Annotated in this window: 13 protein-coding genes; 8 read left to right on the forward strand and 5 right to left on the reverse strand. The window is 62.7% G+C overall.

Features of this window, described 5'->3' with window-relative positions; all coding sequences use genetic code 11:
* Nucleotides 1-106: 106 nt before the first annotated feature.
* The 6 genes from pstS (at nt 107) to V3W39_RS26370 (ending at nt 5,280) form a co-directional block, all read left to right on the forward strand.
* A complete protein-coding gene (gene pstS / locus V3W39_RS26345; protein ID WP_177047468.1) occupies nt 107-1,138 on the forward strand; it encodes a phosphate ABC transporter substrate-binding protein PstS in 1,032 nt (343 codons plus the stop codon).
* A gap of 77 nt (nt 1,139-1,215) precedes the next feature.
* On the forward strand, nt 1,216-2,184 hold the full coding sequence (pstC, locus tag V3W39_RS26350) for a phosphate ABC transporter permease subunit PstC (RefSeq protein ID WP_177047466.1): 969 nt from the start codon (nt 1,216-1,218) through the stop codon (nt 2,182-2,184).
* Entirely contained in the window at nt 2,181-3,074 is an 894-nt protein-coding gene (gene pstA / locus V3W39_RS26355; protein ID WP_177047464.1) for a phosphate ABC transporter permease PstA, read from the forward strand. The genes pstC and pstA overlap by 4 nt, the downstream gene beginning before the upstream one ends.
* A 76-nt stretch (nt 3,075-3,150) precedes the next feature.
* Nucleotides 3,151-3,912, forward strand: a complete 762-nt coding sequence (gene pstB, locus V3W39_RS26360) for a phosphate ABC transporter ATP-binding protein PstB (RefSeq protein WP_218171024.1) — start codon at nt 3,151-3,153, stop codon at nt 3,910-3,912.
* Between the two features lie 31 nt (nt 3,913-3,943).
* Complete coding sequence (locus V3W39_RS26365; protein ID WP_259199045.1) at nt 3,944-4,642, forward strand: hypothetical protein; 699 nt, start codon at nt 3,944-3,946, stop codon at nt 4,640-4,642.
* Nucleotides 4,642-5,280: a hypothetical protein gene (locus V3W39_RS26370; protein WP_177047458.1), complete on the forward strand. Its 639-nt coding sequence runs from the start codon at nt 4,642-4,644 to the stop codon at nt 5,278-5,280. Before V3W39_RS26365 ends, V3W39_RS26370 begins: the two co-directional genes overlap by 1 nt.
* Before the next feature lie 74 nt (nt 5,281-5,354).
* On the opposite strand, the gene V3W39_RS26375 is transcribed toward V3W39_RS26370, so the two are convergent.
* From V3W39_RS26375 to V3W39_RS26390, 4 genes are all read right to left on the reverse strand, one after another.
* The gene (locus V3W39_RS26375) at nt 5,355-5,579 is read right to left on the reverse strand and encodes a hypothetical protein (RefSeq protein WP_177078819.1); all 225 of its coding nucleotides are present in this window, start codon (nt 5,577-5,579) and stop codon (nt 5,355-5,357) included.
* Between the two features lie 108 nt (nt 5,580-5,687).
* Nucleotides 5,688-8,105 carry an ATP-binding protein gene (locus tag V3W39_RS26380; RefSeq protein ID WP_177078818.1) on the reverse strand — a complete coding sequence of 806 codons (2,418 nt, stop codon included), beginning with the start codon at nt 8,103-8,105 and terminating at the stop codon, nt 5,688-5,690.
* Nucleotides 8,106-8,107: 2 nt separating this feature from the next.
* On the reverse strand, nt 8,108-8,767 hold the full coding sequence (locus V3W39_RS26385) for a response regulator transcription factor (protein ID WP_177078817.1): 660 nt from the start codon (nt 8,765-8,767) through the stop codon (nt 8,108-8,110).
* A 160-nt stretch (nt 8,768-8,927) separates the two neighbouring features.
* On the reverse strand, nt 8,928-10,232 hold the full coding sequence (locus V3W39_RS26390; RefSeq protein ID WP_177078816.1) for an EAL domain-containing protein: 1,305 nt from the start codon (nt 10,230-10,232) through the stop codon (nt 8,928-8,930).
* A 467-nt stretch (nt 10,233-10,699) separates the two neighbouring features.
* Here V3W39_RS26390 and V3W39_RS26395 point away from each other — a divergent pair, with 467 nt between their 5' ends.
* Nucleotides 10,700-15,685, forward strand: a complete 4,986-nt coding sequence (locus V3W39_RS26395) for a YadA-like family protein (protein ID WP_259199048.1) — start codon at nt 10,700-10,702, stop codon at nt 15,683-15,685.
* Between the two features lie 213 nt (nt 15,686-15,898).
* The gene (locus tag V3W39_RS26400) at nt 15,899-21,034 is read left to right on the forward strand and encodes a YadA-like family protein (protein WP_330213658.1); all 5,136 of its coding nucleotides are present in this window, start codon (nt 15,899-15,901) and stop codon (nt 21,032-21,034) included.
* Here V3W39_RS26400 and V3W39_RS26405 read toward each other — a convergent pair whose 3' ends face one another.
* Complete coding sequence (locus V3W39_RS26405; RefSeq protein WP_330213659.1) at nt 21,035-21,874, reverse strand: EcsC family protein; 840 nt, start codon at nt 21,872-21,874, stop codon at nt 21,035-21,037. It lies immediately after the preceding gene.
* Nucleotides 21,875-21,886 lie beyond the last annotated feature (12 nt).

Here is a 21,886-nt window from a genome sequence, read left to right on the forward strand (position 1 = left end):
CTGAGGCGAAAAACAGGGACAAAAGCACGTCGCCACTCAATTTTCATAAAACTGTAACAACCCTATTGCAGAGTGCGGAGGCCAATTATCACAAGGAGTTTCGTTAATGAAGAGCTTGATGAAGTCCGCTGCACTCGCCGTTTCGGTATCTCTTTGTGCCAGCTCCATGGCTTTTGCTGCCGAAAGCGTTCGCCTGACCGGTTCCGGTGCAAGCTTCCCGGCACCGATCTACCTGACCTGGCTCAAGGATTTCAGCAAGAAGACCCCAGGTGTCACGGTGGATTACCAGTCCAAGGGCAGCGGCGCGGGCGTGCAGGACTTCCTGAATAAAACCGTCGATTTCGCCGCCAGCGACTCGGCCATGAAAGACGAAGACATCGCCAAGGTTGCCGAAGGCGTGCAGTTGCTGCCGATGACCGCGGGTGAAATCGTGCTGGCCTATAACCTGCCAGGCAACCCAAAAGGGTTGAAGTTGCCACGTGACGTTTATTCCAACATCTTCCTGGGCAAGATCACCAAGTGGAACGATCCACAGATCGTCGCCGCCAACCCGGACCTGAAGCTGACCGATACGCCAATCACCGTGGTCGTGCGTGCAGACTCCAGCGGTACCACCGCGGTATTCACCAAACACCTGGCAGCGATCAACCCGACGTTCCAGAAGGAACTGGGTGAAGGCAACACCGTTAACTGGCCAGCCAGTGACAAATTCATCAAGTCGCCTAAAAACGACGGTGTGACCGCCACCGTACGCCAGACCCCTGGCGCCATCGGCTACATCGAATACGGCTTCGCCAAGCTGGCCAAGGTTGACTTCGCCCAGTTGCAGAACAAGGCCGGCCATTATGTTGTACCGAACGCCGAAAGCGGTGCCGAGGCACTGGCAGCGGTGAAGATGCCGGAAAGCCTGGTGGCCTGGCTGCCGGACCCGGATGGCGCCAAATCCTACCCGATCACGTCCTACACCTGGATGATCTTCCGCAAGGACAACGGCAACCCGGCCAAGGCCAAGGCCATGCGTGAAATGGTCGAATACAGCCTGACCGAGGGGCAGAAAATCGCCGACTCGATGGGTTACATCCCTCTGCCGCAATCGGTTGTCGATCAGGTTCGCAAAGCGTCCGCCAACATCCAGTAATGCGCGTGAGGCCTCTCCCGGTGTGTGCTGTCATCAGCCACGCCGGGAGAGTTTCCCCCCTGGTCCGGAATTAGCCAATGAACAAACCCTTCGTCGTACCGGTTAACCCGGATTCTGCCTGCCAACCCCCCTCCGCAAAGGATTTCCTGGTTGACCGCACCTTCCGTGCGCTTGCCCGAATCGGGGTGGTACTGATTCTGGCATTGGTCGCCGCCTTGGTATTCGAGGTGGGACGCAAGGCCCTTCCCGGCATGGAGAAGCATGGTTTTGACGTGCTGTTCGGCAGTGTCTGGGACGTTAACCAAGGCAAGTACGGCATTCTGCCGGCCATTTGGGGCACGCTCTACAGCGCCCTGATCGCGCTGCTGATTGCAGGCTTTTTCGGCGTCAGCATGGCGATTTTCCTGACCCAGGATTTTCTGCCGGCAAAGCTGGCAGCCGTGTTTCGCACCATTGTCGAATTGCTCGCAGCCATCCCCAGCGTCGTCTACGGCCTGTGGGGTATCTACGTCGTGATTCCGGCGATTCGTCCATTGACGGCTTGGCTGAACAGCGAGCTGGGCTGGATACCTTTTTTCGGCACGTCCTTGAGCGGGCCTGGGTTGCTCCCAGCCGCGCTGGTACTGGCCATCATGATTCTGCCGACCATTGCCGCGGTTTCCCAGGACGCCCTCACCAGCGTCCCGATGAAAACCAAGCAGGCCGCCTACGGCATGGGGACCACCCACTGGGAAGCCATTCTCAAAGTGATGGTGCCATCCGCCGCCACCGGTATTTTCGGCTCCCTGGTCCTTGGCCTCGGCCGCGCACTGGGTGAAACCATGGCCCTGGCCATGTTGGTGGGCAACGCCAACAACATTTCGCTTTCCCTGTTTGCGCCGGCCAACACGCTGGCCGCCTTGTTGGCGCTGAACTTCCCCGAAGCCGGGCCCAACGAGATCGAGGTGTTGATGTACGCAGCCCTGGTGCTGATGTTCATCACGCTGCTGGTCAACGTCATCGGTTCGATGATCATGCTCTACGCCCAGCGGGGTACCAAACAATGACAGACCTCACGTCCCCAATCAGCGCTGTGCCCAGCCTGCAGCGCAAATTTGAAGGTCGCGCCCTGCGCAGCCTGGTGCTGACCACGCTGGTCTGGCTTGGCGCACTGGTGGCCAGCGTGCCGCTGATCTCCGTGCTCTACATGCTGATCACCCGTGGCGGCGCACGCCTGAGCCTGGAAGTGTTCACCGAACTGCCGCCGACCGGCTTCGAGACCGGCGGCGGTTTCGGCAACGCCATGGCAGGTACCTTTGTGATGGTCGGCATCGCCGCTGCCATCGCGGTGCCGGTGGGCATCATGGCCGCCGTCTTCCTGGCTGAACTGGGGCCGGACAGCAAACTGGCGAACGCCTCGCGCTTTGCCGCCAAAATGCTCACCGGCCTGCCTTCCATCCTGGCCGGGGTATTTGCCTACGCTCTGGTGGTGATGACCACCGGTACCTACTCGGCTCCGGCGGGTGGCGTGGCACTGGCGGTACTGATGCTGCCCATCGTGGTGCTGACCGCCGAAGAGTCGATGCGCATGGTGCCCAAGATCATGAAGGACGCCGCCTACGGCATGGGCTGCACCCGCTCCCAGGTCATCTGGAAAATCATCTTGCCAACCGGCATGCCGGCGATCCTCACGGGCGTCATGCTCGCCGTGGCACGTGCTGCCGGTGAAACCGCGCCGTTGCTGTTTACCGCGCTGTTCAGCAACTACTGGATCTTCCACGACGGCAGCCTGGAGGTGATGAATCCCACGGCATCCCTGGCCGTGCTGATTTACAACTTCTCCGGCATGCCTTTCGACAACCAGCTCGAGCTCGCCTGGGCGGCCTCGCTGGTATTGGTGATGATCGTGCTGGTCGTGAATATTGTCAGCCGGATTTTCGGCAAGCCCAAGTATTGAGAACGGGAGCACCTGAATTTTGAACGTATCAACTGCGCAAATAGCCGCTCCGTTTGTCACCCAGGAGCCTGTGGTCATGGACTGCAAGCTCGACAAGATTTTCTACGGCAACTTCATGGCGGTACGTGACAGCCATGTGCCGATCGAGAAGAACAAGATCACCGGCTTCATCGGTCCTTCCGGCTGCGGCAAAAGTACCGTGCTGCGCAGCCTGAACCGCATGAACGACCTGGTGAAGGGCTTTCGCTTCGAGGGCCACGTGCATTTCCTCGGCCAGGACGTGTATGGCAAGGGTGTCGACCCGGTGGTCGTACGCCGCTACATCGGCATGGTGTTCCAGCAGCCCAACCCGTTTTCCATGAGCATCTTCGACAACGTCGCCTTCGGCCTGCGGCTGAACCGCTACAAAGGCGACCTGGGCGACCGCGTCAAGCACGCCTTGCAAGGTGCTGCGCTGTGGGACGAGGTCAAGGACAAGCTCAAGGTCAGCGGCCTTTCCCTCTCCGGTGGCCAGCAGCAACGGCTGTGTATTGCCCGTGCCATCGCTACCGAGCCCGAAGTACTGCTGCTGGATGAGCCGTGTTCGGCACTCGACCCGATCGCCACCCGCCGGGTTGAAGAGTTGATGGTCGAGTTGAAGAAGGACTACACCATCGCCCTGGTGACCCACAACATGCAGCAGGCCATCCGTGTGGCGGATACCACCGCGTTTTTCTCGGTGGACATCTCCCAGGGCACGCGCACCGGGTACCTGGTTGAAATGGGCCCGACTGCCCAGATTTTCGGCAGCCCGCGTGAACAAATGACCGAGGATTACATCAGCGGCAAGTTCAGCTGACCGGCCCCTTTACCGTTTCCCAGGATTGCCAATGCCCGCTCCACGTCGCCTTGATCTGCCTGCCATTGAACGCGCACTGCGTGAGGTACAGCGCCGCTTTGCCGAGCTCAGCCAGCACTTTACCGAGCAGCGCGACCCGTTGACCGACGAAGTGCTGCTCAATGTGCTTGAGGGCTACGCGCTGATTGACGATTATGTCGCTCGGGGTGTCGACCTGTTTGACCTTCAGCACCTGGACCTGATGCTGGAAATCAATGCCACCGTGCTCTGCGGCAAGGACCCGGCACGTCGCCAGGAGTACAGTCACCACCTGGCGGCCACCGAGCAGCACTTCTTCAACAACGTTGAAGGCGGCATCAAGGACTTGTACAACTGGTACTGCGCGTATCGCAGCGAATCAGTCTGGAAGCGCGCAGCCGGTGTGTATGTGCGAATCCTCAGCAAGCCGCAATTGTTCATCGAAGGCAACAACCGCAGCGGCTCGCTGATCGTCAGCTACTTGCTGATGCGCGCAGGTTTGCCGCCGTTCGTGCTGACACTTGAAAATGCCGAGGGCTACTTCAATCCCTCCTCGGTGATACGCAACTCTGCCAAGCATGGAGTCAAGGCGTTGTACGAATTGCCCAAGATCAAGAAAAAATACGCCGCCTTCCTGGAGGAACAGGCACCGGATCCCAAGGCGTTTTTCTTGAGCGACACACCGCAGCCCATCTATCAGGGAGGCCATTAATGAGCGGGTATCCAACGCTTGCCAGCAAATGCCGGACCTCCGGCAGGCGAGTCTTGCAAGCCGTCCGGCATGCCATGCCCACGGGTGTGCTCAAGCGCCCGCGCGTGCGTATCTCGTTTGATATCGATGACACGCTGGCCTGCCAACTCCATCATTCTGCCGTCGAGGCAAGCTGGCTACCCAATTGCGTTCATCGCTGGTGGGGTGAGCCGCTGCGTAGCGGCACCCGTTCCCTGACCCGGGAACTGCGCCGCCAGGGGTGCAGCATCTGGGTGTACACGTCGTCTGGCCGGGCGCCTTCCTACATCAGGCGTTGGTTGATGCTGTACGGCATCCGCGTCGACGGGGTGGTGAACAGCGTGCTGCACACCCGCGCCCTGACGGTACGCGGGCTGTCGAACACACCTTCGAAATTTCCGCCGGCCTTCGATATCGACCTGCACGTGGATGACTCCGAGGGCGTGCGGGCCGAGGGGCATGATCACGGCTTTCGCGTGGTCGTGGTTAATCCGCAGGATGAGAACTGGGCCCAGGCTGTTCTGGATGCGGTTGCAGGGGTGCAGGCGCAGCTTGTGAGGCAGCAGGCGCCCAGATGCAAGAAGTCTGTGCGACCGCGGGGTGAGGTTTTTTCGTCCTGAGCTGTTTGATCTGAAAGGCAAACCTCCCGCTTCTCGGTCAATCCTCCCAGGGCATTCGCAAACGTGTGATCACGCTAACCCGCCAACATCCCGTAATCACGGATGGCCATGTCTTTCGCAAGCCTGCGCAGGAATTCCGCCTCGTTTTGCAGCAGCGCGACCATGTTCAGGACGGTACTGGCGTCGGCCGCCGTCAACCTGCGCAGCACGCCCAGCAAGTCAATCGCGCAGGCTTCGTTAACGGAGGCTGACTCGATCAGCCTGAGTTGCCGTCTTTGAATCTCGTGCAATGGGTCCATCAGTCAAACCTTGAGTGCAGTTGAGTTTGTCGTTAGCTGACAAAGCCGATTTTCAGGGGGGAGGGCGGGAGATCCAATCAGACTGCTCTGAATTCGCACACCCGAATCTCAATCTGCCGGAGGGGGAGCGGATGGTTCGAAAACAGGATGACTGAAGCTCGTAGTGCGAAACCCATGAAGCACTGCCTGCAAGGACGTGGCGTAGCTTGGGTCGTTCCAAGGCGTGGCTGCTCTGAGCAGGGCCTCCAGCCGTCCTGCTTCGCGGGCCACCTCTGGCCACTCGACACTGAGTGCCGCGCCGTGAAGACGGTGGGCTGCGTGGAGGGCCGGCTCCAGATTGCGTAGAACCATACCTTCAAGCAGCGCCAGTAGATCCCGTTCCAATGCTTCAAGGATCTGCTGATGGCCCACAGGCTGCCGGTCAGAGAAGGGGTGTGGCAGTAACGTGAGCGTCACGCCACACCATAACTCGATGGCATCCTGCAACTTGCCAAGGCTGATCGGCTTGCTGAGGATGCCGTCCATGCCGGCATCAAAACAGCGGGCGACATGCTGGTTGCCCGTAGAGGCGGAGATCGCAATGATGGGGCAGCGTGTTTGGGCGGCATCCTGTTCGATCATGCGGAACAGGCGCGTCAGCGAATAGCCGTCCTGGTCCGGCAGGTCACAGTCCATCAAGATCAGGTCATAGGTGCCTTGTTCGAAGCAATCCACGGCCTGGGCGCCGTCTCTGGCGATCACCGGCGTGCAGCCGAAGCCCTCGATCTGTGCTTGCAATACCGCCTGGTTGGCGACGGTGTCCTCCACGACCAGAATGCGCAAGGCCTTTGGTGCGGATGTGGCTGACCAGTTCGTGGTGGGGAGCAAGGTTTCAGCCTCTGTCGAGTCGGGCGGTGCCAACTCCGCGGTCAGCGACAATTCAACGCGCGTTCCCTTGCCCAGCGAGCTGTCCAGCGTGAGGGTGCCGCCCATGAGTTTAAGCAGGTCGCGACAAATGACCAGCCCCAGGCCTGTGCCACCTGAGCGCTTATAGGATTGTGCTGCCTGGCTGTAAGGCTGGAACAGGCGCACTTGGCTTTCCGGGCTCAGACCGATTCCGGTATCAGTGACGGTCAACCGCAACTGTTTGTTGCGCGACGAAGCCAGGTCACTGATCGCATAGGCAACTTCCACACCGCCGATTTCGGTGAACTTGATGGCATTGGACAGCAGGTTGTGCAGCACCTGCCCAACGCGGGTGCTGTCGAGCATCAACAGTGGCAGGTGGGATTCGCCGTCGACGCTGATTGATAAATGCTTCTCCCGGGCCCGCAAGCGATGCAGGTCAACGACGTTATTCACCAGGGTGCCGAGGTTCACCGGCTCGTATTCGAGCTTGACCTGCCCGGCATCTAGCTTGGAAATATCCAGTACGTCATTGAGCAGCCTCAACAACGATTGCGCGCCGTGGTTGGCCAGGTCGGCAAAGTGCTGTTGCTGCTTGTCCAGCGGTGTGTTGCGCAACAGTTCGACGGCCGCCACCACCGCATTCATCGGCGAGCGGATTTCATGGCTCATGACCGCCAGGAACATCGCCTTTTCCTGCTCGTTGCGCTCGGCACGCTGGCGCATGCGGTGGGTTTGGTAAATCGTGATGAGCAATAGCACTACCACCAGGACAATTAACGCGATTTCATGAGGGTAGTGGGACATGACTTCCCTGAGCGGCAGGTCCTGGGTGGCATGCTCGCGCAGCCAATTGGCGTGCAGGACGCGAACTTCGTCAGGGGTGACTGAATCGAGCGTCTTCTGGATGATTGAGTGCAGTAAAGGCTCGTTTTTCCGAGTGCCCATGCCAATTTGCGACGCCATACCGGTGAGCACCCCGGATATCTGCAATTGGCCCTGGAACTCTCGATAGAGAAATGGCAGCAGGTAGGCTTCGGTGGCAACTGCAGCATCAGCGGTGCCTTCGGCAACTTGCTGCAGCATCGTCAGGGCGCTGCCGCCGATGATCAATTTCGCCCCAGGTGCCTTCGTCGCGAGGAAGTCACTGTAGCGATCGAAGTAGGGCAGGGTCACGGTCAGCCGGTCCAGCTGTTCGGCCTCGAAAAGAGGCGGGCGCCCGATTCGGGTAATGATGACCGTGGTGGTATTCAAATAGGCTGAAGTAAGCAGCAGCCGGGGATCCTTACCACCGGGCCCATTAAGCCTGATGGTGGAGATAAGGTCCGCCTGACCGGTCATCAGCAGCTCTATGCGTTCCTGGATCGAGTGAGCGGAAACATAGTCGATCTTCAAGCCGGTTTTGTGGGCAATCAACTGCAGGTATTCAGCCGACAGTCCCTTGAGGCGGCCGTTCTCCACGTATTCGATTGGCGAAAGGCTGCCGACGACGGCGATTTGTAATACCGGGTGCTGTTCGATCCAGGCGTGTTCTTCAACGCTTAGATCCGGCCCGGGCGGCAGGGCACCGGCGTCCGCCCATGTCGCAGCCATCAGCAAGAGCAGGCTGGCGACCCAACGAGCGTGGCTCCTGATCATCATGTCTAGTCCAGAGTTTTCATGATCTTGAACAAGCCGTTATTGGAGGTGACCCCAAGCTTGCGAAAAGCGGTGGCCTTCTGCGTACTGATGGTCTTGATGCTGCGATTGAACTTTTCGGCGATCTCCGTCACCGTCATGCCTTCCAGATAGCAGCGGATCACTTCCTGCTCGCGAGCCGACAATGCCGCTCGCTGCAAGGCGTTGTCACTGATCGGCGTTTGCTCTGATTCGCCGGGCCTGGCTGCGTCGGCCACTTGATAAGACATGTCGGCACTCAGATAGATGGCGCCCGAGGCAACGGTACGAATCGCCTTCACCAGGCTTCCCAGCCCCTCATCTTTACCTACAAAGCCTCGCGCGCCGACACGCAAGGCAAGCGACACGGTGGCCGACTCGTGATGGCTCGACAGCACCAGGATACGACAGTCAGGGAAGCGGCTTCGCAAGGCGCGAATCAGGGAGACGCCGTCCAGTTCATCCCGTCCCAGAGCAAAGTCCAGCAGGAGGACGTTGGCAGGCATTGTCGCCATCCCGCGTATCAGTTCACGGCTGGTTTCATAGACGCCAACGATCTCGATGGATGACTCTTCGGCGAGGTGGCTGACAAGGCCGTGGCGTACCACTGCATGATCATCAAGGATCGCTATGCGTATGGTTTTCATGGTTGCCAATGGACACTCGAAAGTAGCCGGGTAACTAATCGATTAAAGACCATCTATCAATTCGGCTCCAGCAAAGGTGTAAATATCGTTAAACCGTACCGTGATAGTTTCCGGCACGCGCGGGGTGACGTTTACAGGTTCAATGGATGTGAACGCATCTCTATGCGGTGATCATGCTCAGGAAGACATCGCTCTCCATAGGCCGGGCCAGGGCGAAACCCTGCCCGGTGTTGCAGCCCAGCTTGTTCAGCAACTCGATACTCTCGGTATCTTCAATACCCTCGGTGATCAGGTTGATATTGAATAACTGAGCCAGACCGACGATACCCGAGATGATTTCCGACGAGTGCGCGAACTGGCCCACCGCACGCACCAGGGTGCCGTCAATCTTCATCTCGTCGAATGGCATGCGCGACAACAGTGACAACGTTGCAGCACCTGCACCGAAGTCGTCCAGGGACACTGGAAAGCCTTTGGCGCGCAAAGCGGTGATCGAGGCTAAAAGGGCAAGTTCGCTGTCGGGCGCCAGATCTTCGGTTAGCTCGATTTTGAGGCGCTTGCAGGGCAATCCCGCCCGGTGCATCTTTTGCGCGAGCCGTGTGGCCAGGCCATAGGCGCAGAGTGTTCGCGCCGACGCGTTGATGGCGATGGGGATCTCAATGCCCGCACGGTTCAACTTGCCCAAGGTGTCGATCACGGTCTTTTCGATAAAGCTGAACAGCAAGAGATCCAGCCCGAGCTGATTGATCATCGGGATCAGGATCGAGGGAGGCACATCCCCATGCTGCGGATGGTGCCAGCGAATCAGGGCTTCCGCGCCGACGATCGCTCGTGTCGCTAAATCGTATTGGGGCTGATAGACCACTCTTAATCCATCTCCGGTGGCGAGGGCCGCAATCACTTCATCGTCATTTAGCAATTGCTCCAGCTTTTCCTCGTTTGGGCTTCGCGGCGCCGGATGGGCGGTGTTTGCCAACTGACTGATAATTGCCAGGAGCTGTTCGGATTGTTGTTCAGCAGCGATCTCGACCTGGATACCTGAAGCCTTGGCAAGGCGCGCATGGGAAGCCAGCGCCGCCGTCGAGACGCCATTAAGGGTGTGCGTCCAGCCCTGCTCAAACCCTGCGGTAAGCAGTCCGGGCGGGAACGAAAGCTCGGATTGTGGCTGTGCGGTCCAGACGATATGCGGAATGCTGCACAGCAGCCCGGAAGCATTCAGGTCGCTGACACAGCACGGCAGCATCAGGCTGTCGACGTGGTCGGCGTGAACTTGCGCGACGATGATGTCGACAGGCTGATTGCGCAGGTGCGTCATCAATTCACTCAACGAGTTGATGTGTTCGATCTGAAATAGATGGCTCCCGCTGAGCTGCATGGCTACGCGGTGGGCGTACTGCTCGTCACTGGCCAGGATGACCAGGCTTTGCAAGGCTCGTTCGGAGGGGGCGACAACGTGGGCTGCCATCTGCGGATGCTCGGTGGTTGTGGTGAGTCCACATTTGAGCAAGGCGCAGGTGAGAGAACTATAAGACTGGGACTAAATCGTGGCCTAACCTTGTGCAGGTACCTGCCTCGGTCGATTCGAATTTTAAGAGCAGTCCGATATCGGCATTTTCGGATGCTCTACAGAATTCATCCTGATTCATAGCGGCTCGCAGCAACTGCGGGCATTACAGAACGAGTGCACGCACGCTGTCGCCGACGGTTCCTGCCTCTGCACTTCAATGCCACGTCGTACGGGTTCATACCGGCGATGTGTGTGCTACAGGGTGAGTTATTGTGAAAGTTACGTCGCGTTCAGTCTTGCCGTTTGCGTTCCTGCGATCAGCCCCGCTCAATCCGATTCGCTACTGGGTTCGCATGCGTTATTGCCATGCGCCTGACGCTTGTCAGTCCCCACGCCGTCAACGGGATTGGGCGCTATGGGGGGTGATGACCCTGACCGGCATCACGGCATTGCTGAGTGCACCTGCCCATGCGGGCAATGGTGTCCACATCAACGCGAATGCGGATGGCCAGTGCGTCAGTTTGAATGACCCGCAGAACAACGATGGCAATGCCACGACGTATCTTGCGCAAACCCTGACCTTCAAGGACCAGGCGTCGAACAAGTGCGACTCCGCGACCAAGGGCTCCCAGACCGATTCGGTACTGTTTTACCGCCCAGGGGGCGTTTCCGGCGTAGGGGCAACCTCACTGACCCTGGGCGGCGAACTATACGTCAACAGCGGCCGGGTGATACTTGGGCAGCCAAGCGGCAGTATGGCGATCGGTAACGAGAGTACCAAAGCCAGCGTCAACGGCGCGGCCATTGGTCATGGTGCCCAAGGCATTGGCGGCTGGGGCATGGCGGCGGGCTTCCAGGCCAAGTCCCTGGCTGACTATGCCCATGCATTTGGCTATAACGCCCAGGCCACGAATCAGTACGCCACGGCTATCGGCGCCAATTCGGCGGCGGCGGGAGAGCGTGCTACTGCCATTGGTGCCGGTGCATCGGCCAGTGGCGGCGGGGCGTTTGCCGCGAGTCGTGACGCCAGGGCGGATGGCACCCACAGCGTGGCGGTGGGCTCCGAGGCCAGCGTGACGGCCAGTAGCAATGAAGGGGTTGCCTTGGGGAACAAGGCCAGCGCACAACACAATTACGGCGTTGCACTGGGCAGTGGCGCCACAACGCAGAACCTGAAGGCGGTGACGCCGGTGACGATCAATGGCACGCCCTACAGTGTCGACAGTACGTCGGCAATGGGCGTGGTCAGCCTGGGTAATGCCAGCCAGACTCGCCAACTGATCAACATGGCTCCGGGGGCGGTTGGCGCCACCAGCACCGATGGCGTCAATGGCGCCCAGTTGTTCGTCGCCTACGATGCGATCCAGAAACTTGGGGATCGGGAGCTGGCGGCCACTCAGTCGGTGGCGGATGCCCTCGGCGAGGGTACTGCGGTCAAGGACGGCAAGGTGCAACTGCCGGCCTTTTCCCTGATCAGCCTGGGCGCTGGCGTGGCGCAGCCCACGTCGGTGGTGGGGGCGATCAAGGCCTTGGATCAGGCCCATAAAGGCACGCAGGAAGCCTTGAGTGACGTGGATCAACTGGCCAACAACACGGCTGAGCAAGTCCGTTTAGCGATGGCCGAGAAATACTTGCGCTGGGACGAGGGTCAGCGAGCCTACACCGCCAGTGAAGGTGCCAGCCCCGAGAACCGCATTGCCAATGTGGCCGCCGGCGTGGCCGCGACGGATGCGGTAAACAAGGGCCAGTTGGACGCTGTGGAAAGTACGGCCAACAATGCAAACAGCCTTGCCGGTAGCGCGCTGGCCGGTGCCAGTGCGGCGCAGGCCAGCGCTGACGATGCCCGCAAAACGGCAAGCGCAGCGCAACAGGGTGCCGACGCAGCCCTGCAAACGGCGGCGGGAGCACGGGCAACGGCGGATAATGCGCAGAGCACCGCCAGGGACGCCGCCAGCTCGGCCGATGCCGCACAAAAAACGGCAGACACCGCGCAAGGCTCTGCCACAGCCGCGCTGGGGGCCGCAGAAACTGCGCAGGCGAGCGCTGATGCCGCCCAAGGCACGGCCAACTCGGCACTCGGTTCGGCAAGCGGCGCGCAGCAAACGGCCCAGGCCGCACAGGCGGCAGCGGCCGTGGCGGAAAATTCGGCAACGACGGCGCAGCGAACGGCCGAGACCGCAGAAGGCAAGGCCAGCTCTGCGTTGGCCGGGGCGGATGAGGCCCGTAAGGTGGCTGACGGCGCGCGAGGTGCTGCCGATGCCGCGTTGGTCAAGGCTGACAGCGCTGAGAAGAGCGCAGGCGCGGCGCAAGGCACCGCCAGCACCGCGCTGGGCTCTGCGGCAAACGCCCAGAAAACCGCCGACTCCGCCCGGGGAACTGCCGAGCGGGCGCAAGGCGCCGTTGCGGCTGCACAGCAGACGGCCGAAAACGCACAGGGTGTCGCCAACACTGCCCTGGGTTCGGCAGCCACCGCACAGAAGACGGCCGATGCCGCACAGGGTGTCGCCAGCACAGCACTGAGTTCGGCCTCTGAAGCGCAAAAAGGCGCGGCAGCAGCCCAAGGCACTGCCGACACCGCGCGGGCCACGGCCTCCAGCGCCCAACAAGCCGCGAATGCTGCGCAAGGCACTGCCGATACGGCGCTGGGCACGGCCGTTCGGGCTGGGGATGCCGCTACGGCCGCCCAAGGCTCCGCCGACACCGCCTTGGCTGCAGCCGCCACCTCCCACAAGGCCGCCGACGCGGCCCAAGGCACCGCGAACGCGGCGCTGGACAAGGCTGCCGTGGTGCAGAAAGGCGCCGATGCCGCACAGCTCACTGCCAATCAGGCGCTCAGCGCCTCCGAGGGTGCGAGGCACTCCGCCGACGCTGCACAAACCACTGCGGATTCCGCATTGGCAACGGCGACAGGTGCGCAGACGGCCGCTCAATCGGCCCAGGACCGTGCCGATACCGCCGTCAGTTCGGCGGCTGGCGCACAACAGGCCGCCAATGCCGCGCAAGGCACAGCGGACACAGCCCTTGGCGCGGCCTCCACGGCACAGCACAACGCCGACGCCGCCAAGTCCACCGCAGACCAGGCGCTGAGCACGGCCTCGACGGCGCACCAGGCGGTCGAGACGGCCCAAGGCACGGCCGACGCGGCACTGACTGCTGCAGTCAACGCACAAAACGCGGCAGGCAACGCCCAGGAAACCGCTGACAACGCATTGACCTCGGCGAGCCGGGCGCAGCACACCGCGGAGGCGGCCCAAGGCACAGCTGGCGCCGCACTGAGTTCAGCTTCCGGTGCGCAGGCAACCGCTGAAAAAGCCCAGGGTGCTGCCGATACCGCCCTGGCTTCGGCATCGTCGGCGCGCAACGCGGCGGACAAGGCCCAAGGCACGGCGGACGCCGTCGGGCGCTCGGCGAGCGATGCGCTGCAGGCTGCGGCCACGGCACAGACCCGCGCCGACAACGCCATGGACGCCGCAAACAGTGCCCAGCGAGGGGCGGACGCGGCTCAAGGCACCGCCGATGGGGCCAAGGCCACTGCGGATGTCGCCGCCGGCCAGCTCAAGGGCCTGGACGGCGGCCAGACCGTCGTCCAGCGCATTGACGCGGCGATCCGGGGCGCCGCAGGTGTGGCCAGTGAGTTCGTCGCCAAGGCACTGGGAGGAGGTTCTACCGTGGACGCCGATGGCCAGCCGACAGCGCCGGCCTATGCAATCAGTCAGATCAATGCGGACGGCAGCGTTCAGCCCGCGCCTCAAACCCATGACAATGTGGGCGATGCTCTGACTGCCCTGGACCGTAATGCCGGCGCGGTCAACACCGCCGTGAACCGCCAGGGTGCGGCACTCGGCGCCTTGGGTGAGGACGTCCGGGCGCTGCGTGACGACAGCGTTGTGTGGGACGAGACTAGCGGCGCTTATACCGCGGGTCGCGGCGCAGATCGCAGTGAGCCTGCCCGCATCGGTAACCTGGCGGCCGGTATTGCGCAAACCGATGCCGTCAACAAGGGGCAGCTCGATACCGTCGCGCTCACCGCATCGCAGGCGGGCAACGCCGCCGACGCGGCCCACGCCGCTGCGGTGAAGGCCCAGGATACGGCGGATGGCGCGGTGGTTGCTGTTGCCTCCGCCCAGACTGCCGCTGATACCGCGCAACAAGCCGCCGATACCGCAGGCGGCACTGCTGCCGGCGCACGTGAGGCGGCAAACGCTGCCCACACACTGGCCAGCCAGGTTGGCCAGGTGGCCGACCGTGCTGCAGCACAATTGCAGGGGCTGGAGGAGGGTGAAACCGTGCTTGATCGCATACAGGCAAAGAGCCGCGCAGACCGACAAGCATTGGCCGATGCGTTGGGCGGTGGCGCTGCTGTCGACGCGAAGGGCGCCGTGAAGGCACCAGCCTACGCTGTGACCCGAATCGACCCTGAGGGTGGCCCTACCGATCAGGTCCGGGCAGGCAATGTCGGCCAGGCGATCGAGGCGCTCGACACGTCGCTGAATGCGGTCAACACCAAGGCCGGCAAGGCCACGGCGGATGTGGGCAGCTTGCGCGAGCAGGTGAGCAATGGCCAGGTCGGTCTGGTTCGCCAGGACTCCCTCAGCCGGGATATCCAGGTGGCGCGGGACACTGACGGCGTTCGTGTCGATCTCAGTGGTACCCAGGGGCCCCGGATTCTGACGGGTGTGAAGGAGGGGGCCTTGAGCGCCGACAGCACCGATATCGTCAATGGCCGACAACTCGACGCCGTCAACCGGCAGGTCAAGCAGTTGGCGCAACAAGCCTCCGGCATCGCCGTTGACACCCAAGGCAATGACAAGGCAACGGTGACGCCGGGTAGCAAGGCCGTGGCGGTAGGGGCCAACGCCCAGGCCGGCAGCGAGCGCAGCGTTGCGGTGGGGGCTGGTGCCGCGGCCCAAGCGCCTCGCAGCACCGCACTGGGGGCAGGTGCCAGGGCCGATGTGCCAGGCAGCGTCGCGCTTGGCTCCGGCTCCCAGGCCTTGCGGGCGAATACCGTCTCAGTGGGCGCGCCGGGTGCGGAGCGGCAAATCACCAACGTAGCGGCAGCCAGTGAGGCGACCGATGTCGTCAATCTCGGCCAGGCTACGCAGATCTCCAACCAGGCCGCTGACCGCACGCTGCGGCAAGCCAACGCCTATACCGACAGCGAGATCAGCGCGGTGCGCCAGGACGCCTATGCCGGCATCGCGTCAGCGATGGCCATGGCAGCCTTACCTGTGGCGTCGACACCGGGCAGGAGCATGGTGGCCATGGGGACGTCGGTCTACGAGGGGCAGTCAGCCTTGGCCGTCGGCCTCTCGGGTCGCACCGAAGATGGCCGGTGGGCTTACAAGGCCAATGGCTCGGGCAGTGCCCAGGGGAGTGTAGGGCTGGCGGTCGGCGTGGGTTACGAATGGTAGAGCCTGAGCTCGGCAGGTCGAGGGCCTGGCCATCGGCCTGCCGATTTAGGAGCAGTCCGATAGTCCCAGCCGGCGTTGCTACCCACAATAACCCTCAGTAATCATTGCCCGCTATCGCAGCAGGCACCACCCGTAGAACCCGTCTCAGCCATCGGATTGCCGTGGCGCCTGGTTTCGGTTCCGCGCACCCGTCAATGTCTCAGGTAAGTCATCGTGAAAGTCACATTGCGTTTTGATTCGCAGGTCGCTTGTCTGCATGCTGTTCCTCTCACTCCACTTCTTTCCCTCATTCGCGCCTTCTACTGCCCCGAATTCACGTCGACATCACGGGGTTGGCCGATCGCCGGCCTGCTGACGCTGACCGGTGTTTCGGCGCTGCTGGGAGTGTCTGACGCACAGGCAGGCAACGGTGTCCACGTCAACGCAAATGACAGCGGCGAATGCGTCAGCCTCAATGATCCCCAAAGCGCTTACGTTGCCGGTTCGGGAGCCGACAGGGCCTATTTGAACGAAAACCTGAACTTCAAGGACGGTCAATCGGGGCGGTGCGGTTCGAGCATCAAGAGTGGCCAAACCGACAGCGTGATGTTCTATCGCCCGTCAGAGACACCGGGTGTTGGCGCAACCTCGCTTTCCTTGGGCGCGGAGTTGTATGTCAACAGCGGGCGGCTGATATTGGGCGGTGCAAACGGCAGCATCGCGATCGGCCAGTCAGGCGAGAATTTGGGGGGCGCAGTGGCCACTGATGGCGGCTTTGCCTTTGGCCGCGGGGCTCAGAGTACGGCTTCCTGGAGCATGGCCTTCGGCCTTAACGCCAGGGCACAAAATCCGTATGCGCTGTCGTTCGGCAATACCGCTTTGGCCTCCAATACGTTCAGTACGGCGTTTGGTGCGGCGTCCACGGCTTCAGGTGCGTACGCCACTACCCTCGGCGCCAGCGCGCAGGCTGGCGGTGCAAACTCGTTTGCCGGCGGGCGATTCGCGGTATCGCGAGGAGACAACGCGGTTGCTATCGGCAGGAACTCGACCGCATCCACCGTCGAAAGCGTGGCGATCGGCTACAGTGCCCAAGCTCCCCACAAGTCGAGTGTCGCACTCGGCAGCTTCTCGGCCACTGATGACCTGCGCGAAGTTGCGCCCGTGACCCTTAATGGACGTGCTTACTCCTTCGATCGCAGCCGTGCTGTCGGCACGGTCAGCGGCGGCAGCGCGGCACGCTTGCGCCAATGGATTTTTGTAGGGCCAGGCGCGGTGAATGCCACGAGTACCGATGCCATTAACGGTGCCCAGTTGTTCTCGGGATACGAGGCGATTCGCCGTCTCGGAGCACGTGAGACCACGGCCGGTGAATCGGTGGCGCAGGCCTTGGGAACCGGCCCGCTGGCCCAGGGCAACCGGGTAGTGCCGGCACCGCTGGCGCTGATCAGCCTGGCCCCGGGAACGCCACCGCCTACCACGCTGTTGGGGGCGCTGACGGCCTTGGACAAGGCGCACAACTTCACCGATGACCGCATGGGGGGCGTGTTCGATGCCGTCCAGGATGTCTCGGACAAAGCCGAGGTGTTGAAGGCGACCAGGAAGTTCTATTGGAACCCGCGGACCGGTGCGTATGACGCCGACAGGGACGCGGGCGTGCCCACGTCGATTATCAATCTGGCAGCTGGCGTGGCGGCAACCGACGCTGTCAACAAGGGCCAGTTGGACGGTGTTGAAAGCAGTGCCTTGCGTGCACAACAGGCGGCCATTGCGGCCAATGCTGCCGTGGACAAGGCGCAGCTGGCGTCGTTGGCGGCAAAGGAAGCCGCCGACACTTCGTTGGCACGGGCTAACAGTGCCTCCCAGGAGGCAGCGGGTGCCCTCGACGCCGCCACGCTCGCTCAGGGCAGCGCCGGCGCCGCGGCAAGTGCCGCCAGCAAGGCCGGCGCGACCGCCGCCAATGCGCAAGCGGAGGCGGAGCGTGCCGACATTGCCGCCGCCAAGGCTCAGCAGTCGGGCCAGACCGCCCAAGGCGTCGCCACCCAAGCGCAAGGCAACGCAACGACGGCGCAGGCACTGGCTACCGCCGCGCAAACCCGCGTCAAGAACGCGGTAGATGTCGTAGACAGGGCCACGGTTGCCGCGACAGCGGCCCTGGGCTCGGCTGACGCAGCCTCCACCTCGGTGACTTCGGCGCAGGCCGCTGCCGCGGATGCACAGGGCTGGACGGACCGGGCTGCCACTGCGGCCTCACGTGCACAGGCGGTGGCCGAGGGTGCACAGCGCGCTGCGGATGCGGCCTTGCTTGCGGGCAAGGACGCAGACGCGGCCGCTGATGCCGCGCAAACCACTGCCGGCCAGGCCCTGAACGCGGTGAACACCGTACAGGATGCGGCAGCTACCGCTCAGGGAGTCGCCGATCAGGCTGCGGGTGCCGCGTCGACCGCACAAGGCGCCGGTGAGGTCGCTAAAGAGATGGCTGACAGAGCCCGGGGCACGGCTGCTGCGGCACTCAACGCGGCGGGTTCGGTACAGACTTCAGCCAACGCGGCACTTGTCGCAGCCACGGCCGCTCAGGCAACCGCCGCCACCGCCCGGCAAACAGCCGACTCGGCAGGTGCGGCGGCCGCCACCGCGCAAACCCATGCGCAGAACGCCCAGGGCACCGCAGAAAACGCCCACGACACCGCCGCTTCCGCCCAAGGCCTGGCCGATGCCGCCCAGCGCGGCGCAGACAGTGCATTAGGCGCACTGGACAATGCTCAGGCCAGCACCGACAAAGCCCAAGGCACCGCCGACCTTGCGTTGTCCTCTGCTGTGCAGACGCAGCGTTCTGCAGATACCGCGCAGCGCACCGCAGGCGCTGCGCAGGGCTCGGCCGCCAGGGCGAACAATACCGCCCTGGTCGCTCGCAACAGCGCCGACACTGCACTGGGTGCCGCGTCGACAGCACGCGAGGCTGCCAACGCCGCCGACGCTACCGCCAGCCGCGCCCTCAACCTCGCCACCGGAGCGCAGGCTTCTGCTCAGGCTGCCCAAGGCACCGCCGATAGCGCTGCCGCTGCGGCGTCTGGTGCACAGCAAGCCGCGCTGCAAACCCAGGTCAAGGCTGGCACCGCGCTGGGCGCCGCATCCGCTGCGCAGACGGCGGCGCAGACTGCTCAAGGTGCCGCCGACCAAGCATTGCTGAGCGCCTCGCAGGTCAATCAGCAGGCCCAGGCCGCCCAGGGCAGCGCAAGCGCGGCTCTGGACGCGGCAAACACAGCCCAGCGTACGGCCGAGATTGCCCAAACCTCGGCACAGCAAGCGAACAGCGCAAGTATCGATGCGATGAGTGTTGCCGCCGCAGCGCAGTCGGGCGCCGACCAGGCGCAAGGCGTGGCCACCGAGGCGAGTCATCGTGCCGCTGCCGCAGACACGACGGCCGGCACGGCGTTGAGCTCGGCGTCAGTCGCCCAGGGAGCGGCTGAGCATGCCCAAGGTGCCGCCAACGCCGCCCGGTCCACCGCTGATGTGGCTGCGGTTCAGCTCGCCGGCCTGGACACTGGGCAAACCGTGGTAGAGCGCCTTGATGCGGCAGTCAAGACGGCTGCAGGTCTGGGGCGCGCTGCCAACACCCGGCTGCTGGGCGGCGGCTCCACCGTGGACGCCGAAGGGCAGCCCACGGCACCGGCCTATGGCATCCCCGTGATCGCAGCCGATGGCAGTGTTCAGCCCGCAATCCGCCACGACAACGCAGGTGATGCGCTGCACGCGGTGGCGGGCAATCTCTCCACCCTCAACGATGCCGTACGTACCCAGGCCACGGCGCTTGACGTACTGGGGGGGAATATCCAGGGTCTGCGCGATGAAACGTTGCAGTGGAGTGGCATCGACGGGGCCTACAGCGCCGACCGTGATCATTCAGCCCGCATCGCCCAACTGGCCTCCGGTAGCACACAGGCCGATGCAGTGAACAAGGGCCAGCTGGATGAGGTTGATCGCGTGGCGGTGGCGGCCCAGAGTGTTGCCCAGGCTGGGAACACTGTGGCCGACCAAGCGCAAAACGCAGCCGTCGGTGTGACAGGCGCCGCAGCCCTTGCACAGTCCCGCGCGGACGCGGCCAAGGGCAGTGCAAGGGCCACACAAACCGTGGCTGCCACTGCCCGTGAGGACGCTGGCGCAGCGCACGCCAGCGCGACGCTCGCCGGGCAGGTCGCGGACCAGTCAGCCGCAAGGCTGCAAGGTATCGCCCCGGAAGAAACCGTACTCGGGCACATCCAGGGTGTTGCTCAAGCTCAGGAGTTGGCACTGGCCAGCGCCGTGGGCGGCGCCGCGACTGTGCACGCCGACGGTTCGACGAGTCCTGCCACCTACACCGTGACGCAGCCTGGCCAGAAGGATACAGGGCCCCATTCGGTCAAGGCCGCCACCATCGGCCAGGCGTTCGGTCTACTCAATGACCGTGTGGTGACTGCCGACGAACAATCAAAGGCCGTCAGTACGCAAGCCGACACACTGCGCGAACAAATGGACAGTGGTGAGGTGGGGCTGGTCCGCCAGGATCCGGTCAGTCGTGACATACAGTTGGCCGGCGCCGCTGATGGGGCCCAGGTTGATATCAGCGGCAACCAAGGCCCGCGTACGCTGGGTGGCGTTGAGGATGGCGAGGTCAGCTCCACCAGCCTTGATGCCGTCAACGGAAGACAACTGCAGGCAGTGAGCCAGCAGGCCGAGCAATTGGGCCAGCACTCTTCCGGCATCGCCGTGGATGCGCGCGAAGCCGGCGACCACCCATCCATTCGTTCAGGTAACCGATCCGTGGCGCTCGGGGCACAGGCTCAAGCCGAAGGCGAGCGCAGTGTTGCCACCGGTGCTGGTGCCGCTGCGCAGGCTGAACAGAGTACTGCGCTGGGTTCGCAGGCAAGTGCCAATGCAGCAAACAGTGTGGCGCTGGGAGCGGATTCCCGAGCAGATCGGGCCAATAGTGTGTCGGTAGGTACGTATGGCGCCGAGCGTCAAATCAGCCATGTAGCAGAAGCTGCGAAGGGCACGGATGCGGTCAACTTCCGCCAGGCGACGCGGCTGTCGAACCAGGCCGACAATCGTTCGCTAAGTGAGGCCAATGCCTATACCAATCGCCGGATTGGCAGCTTGCGGCAGGACGTGTACGCCGGTATTGCGACGGTAATGGCCACCGCCGGGTTGCCGACGGCCTCTTCGCCGGGCAAGTCGATGGTGGCGGTGGCAACGGCTGTGTACGAGGGCGAGCCCGCTTTGGCCGTCGGGCTGACGGCGCGTTCCAGAGGGGGAAAGTGGAGCTACAGTGCTACAGGAGCGGGCACTGCGCAGGGCGATTTCGGCCTGACCGTAGGGCTTGGGTACCATTGGTAATTATCCCGTTTGTGTCACACGATTGAGGGCCATGTACTCACTCTTGACCGCCTCAAACCCATACTTCTCCTCAAGCCGTTTGACGATGAAATGCCCCCGCGCCATGTCCTGGTAAAAATGGGTAAACAGCGCATTGATCGTCGCCCCGGTAAACGCGCCCATCACCGGCACGGCCTGCGCCGCGAACTTGCTGGAAATGGTAAAGCCAAAGCGTGTCGCGACCTTGTCGATCAGGATCGCCAGCCATTTCCCGGCTTGCCCCGGGGACAGGCTGCCGATGGCCTTGGAACCCTGCTTGGCGGCGATTCCCGCCAGCTCCTTCGACAGCTGTTGCATGGCCTGGGTGGTGAAGCTGCGGGTGATGTAGTAACCGGTCTCTGTGGCGTCGTCGGCCTGGCTGTTGCCGCCCATGGCAAACACTTCGATGCACGCCTGCTTGGTGGCAAAGTCTGCCAGGTCAAAACCTTCGCTGCGCGCGACGTCGGCGACCGAGCGCATCATGATGGTGGTGGAAATCGGCAGCTCGATAAATAGCGCGGCAATACCGAAGGCTCCGCCGATGGCGCCCGAGGTTGCCGCATAAAACTTGTGCAACCGGGTCGAGGCGGTTTTTTTCGGATTGTTCTCCAGGCTCCACAATGCCGCGTCAGCGGATGAATGCAGGGCCGCTGCCACTGCGCCATTGATCCGTTTTGAAACCACTCCCGGCAAGGCCTTTACCGCGCTTTCGATGGGGGAGCCGATGATGCCGGACAGCCTGGCCGTCAGGGAGGGAGACTCCAGCAAGGCGACGGCCCGCTTGAGATCCTGGTAGTCCTCGGGGTTGTCTCTGATGCTCACAGGCGTCTCCTT

It is taken from the genome of Pseudomonas sp. Z18(2022) (assembly GCF_036346535.1).
Classification (GTDB): domain Bacteria; phylum Pseudomonadota; class Gammaproteobacteria; order Pseudomonadales; family Pseudomonadaceae; genus Aquipseudomonas; species Aquipseudomonas yamanorum_A.

What these genes read in the sequence shown, in the direction of transcription:
- pstS (WP_177047468.1), top strand. Translation starts at nt 107, where the DNA reads ATGAAGAGCTTGATGAAGTCCGCTGCACTCGCCGTTTCGGTATCTCTT.
- pstC (WP_177047466.1), top strand. Translation starts at nt 1,216, where the DNA reads ATGAACAAACCCTTCGTCGTACCGGTTAACCCGGATTCTGCCTGCCAA.
- pstA (WP_177047464.1), top strand. Translation starts at nt 2,181, where the DNA reads ATGACAGACCTCACGTCCCCAATCAGCGCTGTGCCCAGCCTGCAGCGC.
- pstB (WP_218171024.1), top strand. Translation starts at nt 3,151, where the DNA reads ATGGACTGCAAGCTCGACAAGATTTTCTACGGCAACTTCATGGCGGTA.
- V3W39_RS26365 (WP_259199045.1), top strand. Translation starts at nt 3,944, where the DNA reads ATGCCCGCTCCACGTCGCCTTGATCTGCCTGCCATTGAACGCGCACTG.
- V3W39_RS26370 (WP_177047458.1), top strand. Translation starts at nt 4,642, where the DNA reads ATGAGCGGGTATCCAACGCTTGCCAGCAAATGCCGGACCTCCGGCAGG.
- V3W39_RS26375 (WP_177078819.1), bottom strand. Translation starts at nt 5,579, where the DNA reads ATGGACCCATTGCACGAGATTCAAAGACGGCAACTCAGGCTGATCGAG.
- V3W39_RS26380 (WP_177078818.1), bottom strand. Translation starts at nt 8,105, where the DNA reads ATGATGATCAGGAGCCACGCTCGTTGGGTCGCCAGCCTGCTCTTGCTG.
- V3W39_RS26385 (WP_177078817.1), bottom strand. Translation starts at nt 8,767, where the DNA reads ATGAAAACCATACGCATAGCGATCCTTGATGATCATGCAGTGGTACGC.
- V3W39_RS26390 (WP_177078816.1), bottom strand. Translation starts at nt 10,232, where the DNA reads ATGGCAGCCCACGTTGTCGCCCCCTCCGAACGAGCCTTGCAAAGCCTG.
- V3W39_RS26395 (WP_259199048.1), top strand. Translation starts at nt 10,700, where the DNA reads ATGACCCTGACCGGCATCACGGCATTGCTGAGTGCACCTGCCCATGCG.